The sequence below is a fragment of the Pseudoalteromonas sp. SK18 genome (assembly GCF_001974855.1).
Lineage (GTDB): Bacteria > Pseudomonadota > Gammaproteobacteria > Enterobacterales > Alteromonadaceae > Pseudoalteromonas.
Window position 1 is genome coordinate 23,151 of sequence record NZ_MTQB01000018.1, and the last position, 12,879, is coordinate 36,029.

A 12,879-nucleotide genomic window follows, 5' to 3' on the forward strand; every position below is an offset into this window, starting at 1 on the left:
TCACTAAAAAACAAAAGTATTGAGACTAGCTGCCGATAATAATCGTTGAGTCTATGTAATTACCGATTAAGCTTTTTAAGTAATCAGTCGCTAAGCTTTACTTTATATCAAAGTGATTTTTAAAAAACGCACAAGCACCTTAAAGGGTGAACGTAAATGAAAGGGAGTTTATGCAACGGGTTTTAATTGTTGAAGATAATATAAGGGTACAGCAGGTACTCAAACATATTGCTGCGCATTACCTTGATGTGCGCGTTGATTTTGCTCGTTCATTTTCTCAATGTCAAAAGTTACTAAGCCAAACCAGCTATTCGCTTGCGTTGGTTGATTTATCTGTTGGTGGGCAAATCGATACTGATATAACTCGCTTTACACTGTCGCAAGGTATCCCCACGCTGGTGATGACAACGCAAACAGATGAACATACACGTTTAAAAATGCTGGAATTAGGTATTATCGATTACGTCATTAAAGATAATCGCGACTCTTATCTTTATGCGATTAAATTTGTAGCACAGTTATTGCGTAACCAGGGGCGCAAAGCGCTGGTTGTAGATAATTCCTTATTGAGCAGTAGCTTGGTTAAGCAAATGCTCGAAAAACAATTGTTTGACGTCATTACTGTTGATAATAGTGCGCAAGCTCTTCATATACTTGAGCATGATCAGGAAATCAACTTAGTGATCACTGACCATAACTTATCAGGTATGAATGGTTTTGAATTAATTAGAGCTATTCGTAATATTAAAAGCCGTGAGCAATTGGCCATTATTGGTTTAGCTGATGTATATAGTTATGGCGTTGCTGCACGATTTATTAAATCAGGTGCGAATGACTTTTTAACTAAGCCCTTTACTCATGAAGAGTTTCATTTTCGAGTGGTGCAAACTATGGAGTCAATATGGCTAAGTAATGCTAAAAAGCCGGCTTTGTCTCTCGATGCGACAGAGTAACTCTAATCTTAAATTACCTGAACTCTGGTTGAAATAGATTTTATTAGCCAGAGTTCAGATTAGGCACATTATCAATGTTTATTTGGTGGGAGTGTAACGGTTAGTTAAGACGACTATTTACGTATTTATCGACTCGCACCAATCCTGCATTTTGCTTAAAAAAAGCGCACCTAAATGGTGCGTTTTTTTGTTTTTTATATTTTTTAATTTAATAAGGCTTTGTTTTTATTGTCAATTTAAAGGTGGCACAAAGGTTGGATTGTATAGAGCAAATACAATAACAAGCTAGTGTCCTAAGGGGGCCTTTGTGAAAATGATCAGTGCAATAATAAAGCCATTCAAACTAGATGATGTGCGTGAAGCACTCGCTGATTTAGGCATCGAAGGAATGACAGTGGTTGACGTTAAGGGGTTTGGACGTCAAAGAGGTCATACAGAGTTATACCGTGGTGCAGAGTACCAAGTTGACTTTATACCTAAAATTAAACTTGAAATTGCCACTCGTAGTGAAAATTGCCAACGCGTTGTAGAAACCATTACCAAAGTTGCTGGAACGGGCAAAATTGGTGACGGCAAAATTTTTGTTTACGACTTAGATCAAATCGTCCGTATTCGTACTGGCGAACTTGATGATGACGCAATTTAAGGGGGCAACATGGAAAATACAATTATAGAGCTGAAGTTTTCGCTCGATACGTTTTACTTTTTAATCTCTGGCATCTTAGTTATGTGGATGGCAGCCGGTTTTGCAATGTTAGAAGCTGGTTTAGTGCGCTCAAAAAATACCACAGAAATTCTAACTAAAAATATCGCACTTTATTCTATCGCTTGTACTATGTTTTTATTGGTTGGCTACAACATTATGTATGTAGACAACGTTGAAGGCGGAATTATTCCTTCATTTGGTGGCTTAATAGGTAGCGAAGCAGCAGATGCTAATCACTCACTAGAATCTGACTTTTTCTTCCAAGTAGTATTTGTTGCAACGGCTATGTCTATTGTGTCTGGCGCCGTAGCGGAGCGTATGAAGTTATGGGCTTTCTTAGTGTTTACAGTAGTACTAACAGGATTAATTTACCCAATTGAAGGTTACTGGACATGGGGTGGTGGCTTCTTATCTGAATTAGGCTTTGTTGATTTTGCAGGCTCTGCCATTGTACATGCAACTGGTGCAGCTGCAGCGCTTGCGGGTGTAATTCTACTGGGGGCACGTAAAGGTAAATATGGTAAAAATGGTGAAATTTACCCAATTCCAGGTTCAAACTTACCACTTGCTACATTGGGTACATTTATTTTATGGATGGGTTGGTTTGGCTTTAACGGTGGATCACAGTTATTAATTTCAGATAAAGAAAATGCAACTGCAGTGGGTCAAATACTACTTAATACCAATGCTGCGGCAGCTATGGGTGCAATTTCAGCCTTGTTCTTATGTAAATTATTATGGGGCAAAGCCGATTTAACCATGGTACTTAATGGTGCACTTGCAGGCTTAGTGGTTATTACTGCAGATCCATTATCACCTTCACCATTAATGGCGTGTTTATATGGCCTATTAGGTGGCTCGCTAGTTGTACTGAGCATTGTGGCTCTTGATAAAGTAAAAATTGATGATCCTGTAGGTGCCATCTCTGTGCATGGTGTATGTGGCATACTTGGTGTGGTTTTGGTACCTGTTACTAATGCAGAGGCTAACATTGTGGCGCAGTTAATTGGTTTACTATGTATCATTGGTTTTGTGTTTATCGCTTCATTCATTGTTTGGGCAGTCTTAAAACAAACCATGGGTATTCGTGTTACCGAAGAGGAAGAGCTAAACGGTATGGATCAACATGATTGTGGTATTGATGCTTACCCAGAGTTTGTTTCAGTAAGAAGTAATTAAAAGTAAAAGTATTGTGTGTTCAATCAAAGCCCTACTGAGTTAGGGCTTTTTTGATTTCAGGGAGGGTTAATTTTTCAGGTGTTAGAGTAATGTGATAAGCTCTTCGCGTTAAATCAACCTTTGGAATATATTACACTTAAATGGCTGAAAAAAAGAAAACACCGACCAGCAAATCCCCGACTAAGCGTGCTACTAAGTCATCTAAAACATCAGCGCGAAAAAGTGCTGCAAAAAAAGCCGCAAGTTCGGCTAAACGGCCATTTTTAAAAACGTTGTTTTCTATTTTTTGGAAACTAAGTCTGGCGACTTTCATCGCTGTAGCACTCTATTTTATTTATCTTGATGCAAAAATCACCCGCCAATTTGAGGGCAATAAATGGCAACTTCCAGCCCAAGTGTATGCGCGTTCAATGACCTTTTTCCCAGGGCAGTTTTTATCTGAGCAAGAAGTTTTATGGGAGCTTAAACGTTTAAATTACACGGCAGTTAATCGCTTGAGCCGCACAGGGCAATATATTAAAGCAGCCAATAGTATTAAGATTTTTCGTCGTGATTTTGAATTTTATGATGGTTTAGAGAGCGCTCATGTAATTGAACTGCGCTTTTCTGGAGAAAAGGTTGCCAGTATTAAGGATAAATTTGGTCGTCGCTTAAACACTGCCAGATTAGAGCCTGTGCAAATAGCCCGTATAGGTAATGACTCAAAACAAGACCGTGAATTTGTGCCATTAGATAAATTTCCAGACATGCTTAAAAATGCTTTGTTAGTGGTCGAAGACCGCGATTTTTATGAGCATCACGGGGTATCGGTATTTTCTATTTTACGCGCTTTGTATACCAATATTCGCGCAGGAAGAACCGTACAAGGGGGCAGCACACTCACGCAACAGCTAGCTAAAAATATTTACCTTACTCGCGAACGTTCGTTAGTACGCAAAATCAATGAAGCCTTTATTGCGCTTATTCTTGATTATCGTTACTCAAAAGATCAGATTCTCGAGGCCTATTTAAACGAAGTCTACCTAGGTCAGTCTTATAACCAAGGTGTGCATGGTATGGGATTAGCGGCCGAGTTTTACTTTGCAAAACCCGTTGATGAACTCGAGTACGACCAAATTGCCCTGCTAGTGGCCATGGTTAAAGGCCCTTCTTATTACAATCCACGACGTTACAAAGAACGTGCTATGGAGCGTCGTGACTTAGTGCTGCGTTTAATGGTCGATAATAAACTTATTTCCACCAAAGAGTATCGAGCCTCGTTAAAGCGCGCCATTGATATTGCGCCAATGAAAGCCAGCTTGCAAAAGTCTTACCCAGGTTACTTAGAGTTGGTTAATCGCGAACTGAAAAAACTGCTACCTGATCAAGAAGTATTAGATGCGGGAGTACGCGTATTTACCTACTTCGATTTGCAAAAACAAACCGCAATGGAAGAATCGATTCAGGCCAGTTTACCTTACTTGGAAAGACGTCCAAATACCAAAGAATTAGAAGCGGCGATGATCTCCATTAATGTTGAAAAAGCGGGTGTATCAGCGCTAGTATCCGGACGTGATGTGCGCTATTCAGGGTTTAACCGCGTGCTCGATACCAAACGCAATATTGGCTCATTAGTTAAACCGGCAGTGTATTTAAGTGCACTGCAGCTTCCTCATTATAATTTAGCGACGTTGCTTGATGATTCACCTGTTCAAGTCACTAATGAAGAGGGAAATATTTGGCAGCCTGAAAACTTTGATCGTCAATATCGAGGTGCTGTGCCACTTTATAAAGCATTTAGCCACAGTATTAATATTCCGGCAGTTAACTTAGGGCTTGATGTTGGGGTCGATAAAGTCGCTAACACGCTCAGGGGCTTAGGAGCTAAAGGTTATATTAATGAATACCCATCGTTGTTATTAGGGGCTATTGAAATGTCGAGCTTTGAAGTGGCGCAGCTTTATACCACTATTGCTGCAGATGGCGAATATAGAGAGCTGACGTCTATCTCTGCGTTAACCGACTCGGTTGGTAAAGTACTTTATAAGCATAAAGTGAGTAACGAACAACGTTTTGCTAAAGATGCCATGTATATGACCAAATACGCTATGAAGCGGGTAACTAAAGATGGCACCGCTAAACGCTTAAATTTACATTTTCCGTCGATTCAGCTCGCAGGTAAAACAGGTACCAGTAACGAATTACGCGACAGCTGGTTTGCTGGGTTTGATCAAAATACAGTGACGGTTGCATGGCTTGGCCGTGACGATAATAAAAGCACCGGCTTGACTGGTAGTGTAGGGGCGCTTGAAACCTATATTCGTTATTTAAAACCGCTAAATCCGCAAGCTATTGCCGATACGCGTCCGCCTTCAATTCGGTGGGCATTTGTTAACGAGCAAACAGGTAAGCAAGCACCACCAGGCTGTGGAAAAGTGATTCAACTACCACTCAGAGCCAGTGAGTTTAAACCAAGACCCCAATGTATTCGCTAAGGAATAAAAACAAAAAAAGCCCGAAAGGGCTTTTTTATGAGTAAGCATTCATATGAGCTAAACGTTATAGCTTAGCAAAAGCGCGCTCTGCCGCTTCAATTGTTGCTTGAACTTCTTGCTCTGTGTGCGCAGCACACACAAAACCGGCTTCAAACGCTGATGGTGCTAAATAAACTCCTTCTTCAAGCATTAAGTGGAAGAACTTTTTAAAGCGTTCTAAATCACATTCAGTGGCTTGTTGGTAAGTAGTTACTTTTTCTGCATCAGTAAAGAAAAAGCCATACATGCCGCCAGCGTAGTTAGTCGTTAAGGCAATGCCTGCTTTCTTAGCTGCAGCTTCAAAGCCTTCACAAATCGCTTTACTAATAGCTTCTAATTTTTCGTGAACGCCAGGTGCACTTAGTAACTCAAGTGATTTTAAACCTGCAGCCATAGCAATTGGGTTTCCTGAAAGTGTACCCGCTTGATAAACTGGGCCTACAGGGGCTATGTAATCCATAATTTCTGTTTTACCACCAAACGCGCCTACTGGCATGCCACCACCAATTACTTTACCTAAACAGGTTAAGTCTGGTTTGATGTTGTAGTAAGCCTGAGCGCCACCAAGGGCTACACGAAAACCTGTCATTACTTCGTCAAAAATAAGCACAGATTGGTACTGATCACAGACTTCACGCAGTCCTTCTAAAAAGCCAGGTACTGGTGGGATACAGTTCATGTTACCTGCAACTGGCTCAACAATAATACACGCGATTTCATCGGCGTATTTAGCAAAAATAGCTTTCACTTCTTCAATATTGTTAAACGATACCGTGAGTGTATGCTTAGCTAAATCTTCAGGAATGCCCGGAGAGTTAGGTACACCCATAGTTAATGCACCAGAGCCGGCTTTTACTAGTAATGAGTCTGCATGGCCGTGGTAACATCCTTCAAATTTTAAGATTTTGTCACGACCAGTAAAACCACGGGCTAAGCGAATTGCACTCATTGTTGCTTCAGTACCAGAGCTTACCATACGTACTTTTTCGATTGATGGTACTAGCTCTTTAACTTTTTCAGCCATTAAAATTTCAGCTTCAGTAGGCGCTCCGTAGCTTAAACCATTTTCTACCGCATCATGCACTGCTTGTTTAATTTCAGGGTGATTGTGGCCCATAATCATTGGACCCCAAGAGCCAACATAATCGATGTAACGGTTGCCATCAGCATCAAATGTAAACGCGCCCTGTGCTTTAGTAATAAACAGCGGAGTACCACCTACACCATTAAAAGCACGCACTGGTGAATTTACCCCACCAGGAATAGAGTCTTGAGCTCGTTTAAATAAGTCTTGGCTAATTGTCATGAAAAATCCTATTGTTTTATCACTTTAAAAATAAGAGCTTAGCTATCGCGTTTGCGGCTAAACCAAGGAACGTCTACTTCATACTGCTCAACTTTGTTTTCTACGCCGAGGGTTAAAGCAAACAGTGCCATACGAATAAGAACGCCATTTTGTACTTGGCGGAATATTGCTAGATTGTCGTTAGCATTTAAGTCGTTATCAAGTTCGTTTGCCTCTAAACGGCTATCGCGAGGAAGCGGATGCATTAATACCGAATTAGGTTTGCAATGGCTATTGTAAATAGACTGGCTAATTCTAAATCCACCACGGTACTTGTTGGCTTCTTCTTGCGACGGAAAACGCTCTTCTTGAATGCGTGTTTGATAAACGATATCGGCTGCTAAGTTACCTTCCATTTTATCGACCAGCTCAATTTTATGTCCTGCATTTTCAACGGCAGATAAAATCGAGTCAGGCATTTGTAAGCCATTAGGGGCGACCATTGAAAATCGAATGTCTTTGTAATGGCATAATAACTTTGATAGCGAGTGAACGGTACGACCATATTTTAAATCGCCGACTAGCGCAATATGCATACCATCAATATTTTGATCGAAGCGGCTAAGTTCACGCTCAATGGTTAGTAAATCAAGCAGTGCTTGAGTAGGGTGCTCATTAGGGCCATCGCCACCGTTTATTACTGGTACGCTGCAGCCTGTTGCAAATTCAGCTACAGAGCCTGAGTCAGGATGGCGCATTGCAACCGCATCAGCATAGGCTGAAATAACACGTGCGGTATCATATAGAGACTCGCCTTTAGCAAGCGCTGAGCTTTGCATACCGGTGGTTTCACGAACTAGTCCACCGAGTAAATTAAACGCAGTGCCAAAACTAACACGAGTACGCGTACTAGGTTCAAAAAATAGATTCGCTAAAATAGCGCCTTCAAGCACATTGGTACGCTTTTGTTTTTTTGCGTATGGCTCCATTTTTTTTGCCACAGTAAATATACGTTCAATACAGTCTCGATCGAGTTGATTAACAGAGAGTATATTTTCACCTTGGAAACTGAACATGGGGTTATTCCTAGTTATTCAAAAAGGCGCGATAATCCATAAAGGAGCACGCAATCGCGCGTATTATACAAACTTAGTTTGCGACTTGGCAGTGTAATTTATAATCCTGTATTTAAAAGCTTGGCTTAATTATGGCTAAGGCAACTATTACGAGTAACGCTAAAACAGGTAGTTCGTTGAAAATTCGGTAAAACCGATCGCTTTTAGTATTTCTATCGTGTTTAAAATCAGCTAATAACTTGAAACAGTAGCCATGATAAATATATAAAATGATTACCAGCACTAGTTTGTAATGCAACCACATGCTGTAACGAAACCATTCGCGGCCGTATTCAAAGATGGTTAACACGCCAAATACTGCGGTAAGCACAGCAAAGGGAGTAACAAAATAAAGTAGCCGACGTTCCATTACTTTTAGCATTGAGTTACACGATTTTTCTTCACTCATAGCGTGATAAACAAAAAGGCGAGGTAGGTAAAAAATACCGGCAAACCAAGCAATCATAAAAAATACGTGCAAGGTTTTGTAAATTAATAATGCGCTCATATTGTTCTCATTATTGTTAAAGTAAACTGTTGCGTATGGTTAGAATATGATGGATTTGATCCCACCGTAGTAATCCCATAATTTGTTGATTATCTAGCAAGTTATACACATAAAGCGCGCCACTGCGTTTATCATTTAAAATTTCAAATGCATCTGCAAGGGTGGCTTGGCTGCTAATACCTTGTAAGCTAATGTATTTTATATTGACCGCCTGATCAGACATTAAACTTAAGTCATATTCAGCTAGGCGATAACCATTTTCTTCGTCAAACACAATTAACGGTGTTTGGCTGTCCATGGCATCTAGGCTGTTTTTTATTTGCTCTTTATCATCGGAGTAGAGCAGTTTAAAGTCTTCATCCATATCATCCATCACCCCTACTTTTTGTAGGGCTTCAGTGGCGGGAGATACATGGTAAGGTAATCCCTGAAAGTCTAATTGCTGTAAAAATATAGAGCGGTTACCAAATACCTGCAAAGCTGTAACGTAGGCGGTGGTAATGACGATCATCGCCGGTACAATAATTTCCGGTGAAGAGGTCAGCTCCATCACGGTGGTCAGTGCTGCTAAGGGGGAGTGCAACGTTGCCGCCAGTAAGCCTGCCATGCCAAGCACCCCATAAGTACCAGCTATGTCAGTTCCTGGGCTAATAAACTGGGCAAAAAATGCCATTAAAGTGCCGGTTAAAACGCCAAGTCCAATAACCGGACCAATTAACCCACCAGGAATACCTAAGCCAATAGCAAACAAGGTGGCTAATAACTTAGCAATTAAAATAGTGGTAAGTAGTTGCATGTTTTCAGGTGACTCTACAGCAATGGTTATCGCACTCATCCCTGAGCCCATAGCTTGTGGAACTGCATAGGCAATTAAGCTGGCAATACACCCTGCAATTATTAAACGAGGAAACATACTTAGTGGTTTAAAGGTTTTAATAATCAGCATTAAGTTTTGATTAAAAGCATAAGCCACCGCGCCCAGCCCCATGCCGCACAAAATTAAATAGGGGTAATGCCAACCACTTAAGGGGGCAATGCTTATTAGCGCAAGTTCTGAGCCTTCACCAAATACAAATTGAGTGGCTAATGCGCCGGTAACGGCTGCGAGCATTATCGGCACAAAAATATGTACTTTGTATTCTCTGAGCACCACTTCCATTACAAAAATAACTGCAGCAAGCGGGGTATTGAACGACGCAGCAATTCCCGCGGCAACGCCACATCCACTGAGGGTACGCATAGCGTTGTGAGGTAAGTGTAATTTATTCGCTAATATGCTTGCTCCGGCGGCTCCCATGTGAACTGATGGGCCTTCGCGGCCAACAGAGAAACCGCTGATCAGCGCCAGTGCACCACCAAAAAACTGATTAACCGTGTTATACAGTGGCATTTGCCCGTAATGGCGCTTGATTCTGTGTATTACAAAAGGAATACCTAAGCGGTAATGTTTAAAGCCAGTGAAAGCCGCAAATGTAGCTATTAATAACGCTGCCACTAAGGGCATTAATACCCGTTCTAAAGTGGGTAGAGTGGTAAAATCGTCAGGGGTTTCTAGAAATAAGCTTTGAAAAAATAAAATGGTTAAGCGGAACAGTATAATAAAAAATGCAGCAATTAATCCGGCACTTACGCCTAATAAGCATAATTGTACGGATGTTTTTGGTTTTGCTAATCGACGTCTCAGTCGCTCAAGCCACATGCTTTATTTCCCCGTAGCATTTTTAGGGGTCAAGTTTATCAAAATAGTCTAGGGAAGTCCTTGAGATTTTTAACATCAGATTAATTTAAATTTAATTTATACTGCATCTATTCACAGAGTGAGCTAAACAAGCCATGTTAGCATTGGAGCGTGGAAACATGGATTATAACTATACTTGATTAAAATACTCAGGTATTAGATAATCTCGCGCATTAGCATTAAGGTATTGAGGGTTATAAGATGTCTGAAGAATTACCCATTAAGTTTAGCGACGCAGCTGCTGTGCGTGTTAAACAGTTAATCGACGAAGAAGAAAACCCAGATCTAAAACTGCGTGTTTATGTTACAGGCGGTGGGTGTTCAGGTTTTCAATACGGTTTTACTTTTGATGAAAAAGCAAACCCGGGCGATTTAGAAATTGTTAAAAATGGGGTTACCTTAGTCATTGACCCTATGAGTATCCAGTATTTAGTTGATGGTGAAGTTGACTACACTGAAGGATTAGAAGGGGCACGCTTTTTTGTCTCTAATCCTAATGCGACCACCACATGTGGCTGTGGCGCTAGTTTTAGCGTATAAAAATATCGTTATCCAAAAAAACCGCTTAATCAGCGGTTTTTTTATGTCTGTAGTAATTATAACTCAGTTGGGCTGTATTCTGTTATTTGCATTATCAACACAAAAAAACCAAGTACAAACGCTGAGAAAGCTAAAATATAGATAAAGCCTTTTTTACCCTGCTTTAATGGGATTGCATAATGACGCAAAAAAAAGTACCACCCCAAGCATAAAATAATAGGCAGTAAAAAGAGTAGTCTAAACATGATTTAATCTCTATCAGCTAGGGACAATAAACCCTAATAATAAACAGCTTATTTTTAAATGAAACAAAAAAGTTATAAAAATATTTAACCTTATTCAGACTTGGTAAATATTTGTTGTTAAACTTTAATCGCAGAATTACTAATTAATCATTCAGATCAACGGTGAATGGTATATAATGTATCCAAGAATGAAACGGGCAAGGTTTCATTTTTCACAATAATAAAGAGTTAGTACATATTTGAGCGTTTTTTGTTGGTTGAATTGTAAGCGTTTACACTGCGCTTAAGTCAGTGGCAGTGAGTTTATGGTGTTGACGACGATGAGCACTTGGCAATATGTACAGTTAAACAACGAGTAGGAGTTGTATATGATGGGTAAAACCGTATCTTCGGAAGAAAATGCAAAGTTAACAAAGTGGCTTAAAACTAAGCGCCATGAAAAAGGCTATACAATGCGCAGCTTAGCGCAAATTTTGGGCACGCCACATTCTTTTATAGGCAAAATAGAAAACCAAGAGCGTCGTTTAGATGTGATTGAGTTCGTTCGCTATTGTAATGCATTAGAAGTCGACCCGTATGAAGCATTAAGCTTAATTAAAGCTGACTAACGCTTTCTTTTTGGCTGTAATCGTAAAGTTAAATTAGCGTCTACAGCCAACACTAGTGCAGGGAAGCATTAGGTATTTTTATGATAATTTTGCTCTAGCGCATATAGTTTGTGTCTTATTAGGTATAAAAATACTAATGAAGGTAACACCATAAGCGCTGTTAAGACAAAGAATAATGACCAATTCCCCATCAGCCAATCATCAATAACCACGCCGCTGTAACTCGATAATAACGTACGCCCTAAGTTTCCCAAGGATGCCAATAGCGCATAATGAGTGGCGCTAAATGCTCTATCACACAGCATAGATATAAAAGCAACCATTGCCACTAAAGACCACGCTTGGGTAAAGCCATCAACCACAATTGCCATTGCATATAAGTGTTCTTGTGGCCCAGCTAAAGCAATCCAAGAGAACATTAAGTTAGATGCTGCCATGGCTACACCACTAATAAACAAGCCTTTTACTATGCCATATTTGTGGTTAAAAATACTGCCCAAAAAGGCAAATATGATAGTAATTAAACCTGTGCCAAGCTTGGAGTAATTTGCTATTTGGGTATTGCTAAAGCCGACTTCTTTATAAAATACAATCGACATTCGCGCTAAAAATGCCTCACCAATTTTAAATAAGAAAATAAACGCCAGCAGTGCTAGTGCAGTTTTAACCCCATTTTTAGCAAAAAAGGTTTTAAATGGGTCAACCACGGTAACCCCTAGCCATGCGAGCGTTTTTGTAAGCGGTGTTTGTTTAGTCGTTGCGAGCTTTTCAAGGTAAACACGTTCTAGCTCGGCATGAACGGCTTCGCGATTTGATTGCGGCTCTTTAGCCCAAAATACACAGCTAATTAATAACAGCATAATCGCAGATAAAAAATAATACACCTGCGGCCAGTCTATGTTTGGCATATCTGCCATGTAAAAGGGCACAGCCCCTAATAAAGCATAACCTGTCCACCAACCTGATGTAGCCATTGCGGCGGCTGCGGTGGCTTTGTGAGATTCATTTTCACTAAGAGTGTCTATTCGAAAGGCGTCAATTGCAATATCTTGCGTGGCAGAGGCTATGGCGATCAGCAAACACAGTGCGGCGGCAACCGCTAGGTTTGCTTTCAAATCAAGTCCTGCAAGTAGCAATGTGCCAAGCAAAATAAAGCTTTGGCAAAACAGTATCCAACTACGGCGCTGACCAAGCCAGTTGTACAAAAAGGGCAGTTTAGTGCGGTCTATCAAAGGCGACCATAAAAAATTGATACTGTAGGCACCAAACACAATACCAAATAGGCCAATCATGCTGCGGCTCAACCCTTCATCTTTAAGCCAAGCCGACATTACCGAGCCAATTAACACCCACGGAAAGCCACTGCTCATTCCAAATATAAAAACATTAATTAAACGTTTATCTTTAAAATAAGAAAAATATTCGCGAACAGAAAGTGTGCTATTCATAGGGGCTCATTGGCTCATAGAAAGAGCAGCCAAAGCTGCTC

General features: G+C 40.4%; 12 protein-coding genes. 6 read left to right on the forward strand and 6 right to left on the reverse strand.

Annotated elements, in window-relative coordinates; all coding sequences use genetic code 11:
• Nucleotides 1-170 precede the first annotated feature (170 nt).
• From BW139_RS13175 to mrcB, 4 genes are all read left to right on the forward strand, one after another.
• On the forward strand, nt 171-953 hold the full coding sequence (locus BW139_RS13175; RefSeq protein WP_076919982.1) for a response regulator: 783 nt from the start codon (nt 171-173) through the stop codon (nt 951-953).
• A 307-nt stretch (nt 954-1,260) separates the two neighbouring features.
• Complete coding sequence (locus BW139_RS13180; protein ID WP_010391070.1) at nt 1,261-1,599, forward strand: P-II family nitrogen regulator; 339 nt, start codon at nt 1,261-1,263, stop codon at nt 1,597-1,599.
• A gap of 9 nt (nt 1,600-1,608) precedes the next feature.
• Nucleotides 1,609-2,838, forward strand: a complete 1,230-nt coding sequence (locus tag BW139_RS13185) for an ammonium transporter (RefSeq protein ID WP_008465925.1) — start codon at nt 1,609-1,611, stop codon at nt 2,836-2,838.
• A 140-nt stretch (nt 2,839-2,978) separates the two neighbouring features.
• The gene (gene mrcB, locus BW139_RS13190) at nt 2,979-5,312 is read left to right on the forward strand and encodes a penicillin-binding protein 1B (protein WP_076919983.1); all 2,334 of its coding nucleotides are present in this window, start codon (nt 2,979-2,981) and stop codon (nt 5,310-5,312) included.
• A gap of 64 nt (nt 5,313-5,376) precedes the next feature.
• Here mrcB and hemL read toward each other — a convergent pair whose 3' ends face one another.
• The 4 genes from hemL to BW139_RS13210 all read right to left on the reverse strand — a co-directional run bounded on the left by hemL (nt 5,377) and on the right by BW139_RS13210 (nt 9,958).
• On the reverse strand, nt 5,377-6,657 hold the full coding sequence (hemL, locus tag BW139_RS13195) for a glutamate-1-semialdehyde 2,1-aminomutase (RefSeq protein WP_069440337.1): 1,281 nt from the start codon (nt 6,655-6,657) through the stop codon (nt 5,377-5,379).
• 38 nt (nt 6,658-6,695) lie between these two features.
• On the reverse strand, nt 6,696-7,712 hold the full coding sequence (locus tag BW139_RS13200) for an aspartate carbamoyltransferase (protein ID WP_008465459.1): 1,017 nt from the start codon (nt 7,710-7,712) through the stop codon (nt 6,696-6,698).
• A gap of 112 nt (nt 7,713-7,824) precedes the next feature.
• On the reverse strand, nt 7,825-8,259 hold the full coding sequence (locus tag BW139_RS13205; RefSeq protein WP_008111866.1) for a CopD family protein: 435 nt from the start codon (nt 8,257-8,259) through the stop codon (nt 7,825-7,827).
• 16 nt (nt 8,260-8,275) lie between these two features.
• Nucleotides 8,276-9,958, reverse strand: a complete 1,683-nt coding sequence (locus BW139_RS13210; RefSeq protein ID WP_076919984.1) for a chloride channel protein — start codon at nt 9,956-9,958, stop codon at nt 8,276-8,278.
• A 240-nt stretch (nt 9,959-10,198) separates the two neighbouring features.
• Here BW139_RS13210 and erpA point away from each other — a divergent pair, with 240 nt between their 5' ends.
• Nucleotides 10,199-10,537: an iron-sulfur cluster insertion protein ErpA gene (gene erpA, locus BW139_RS13215; protein WP_002958911.1), complete on the forward strand. Its 339-nt coding sequence runs from the start codon at nt 10,199-10,201 to the stop codon at nt 10,535-10,537.
• A gap of 56 nt (nt 10,538-10,593) precedes the next feature.
• On the opposite strand, the gene BW139_RS18590 is transcribed toward erpA, so the two are convergent.
• A complete protein-coding gene (locus BW139_RS18590) occupies nt 10,594-10,782 on the reverse strand; it encodes a hypothetical protein (protein ID WP_008465463.1) in 189 nt (62 codons plus the stop codon).
• Between the two features lie 368 nt (nt 10,783-11,150).
• On the opposite strand from BW139_RS18590, the gene BW139_RS13225 reads away from it, so the two are divergent.
• Nucleotides 11,151-11,390 carry a helix-turn-helix domain-containing protein gene (locus BW139_RS13225; RefSeq protein WP_008111877.1) on the forward strand — a complete coding sequence of 80 codons (240 nt, stop codon included), beginning with the start codon at nt 11,151-11,153 and terminating at the stop codon, nt 11,388-11,390.
• A gap of 68 nt (nt 11,391-11,458) precedes the next feature.
• Here the strand turns inward: BW139_RS13225 and BW139_RS13230 are convergent, their stop codons facing one another.
• Nucleotides 11,459-12,838: an AmpG family muropeptide MFS transporter gene (locus BW139_RS13230; protein WP_076919985.1), complete on the reverse strand. Its 1,380-nt coding sequence runs from the start codon at nt 12,836-12,838 to the stop codon at nt 11,459-11,461.
• Nucleotides 12,839-12,879 lie beyond the last annotated feature (41 nt).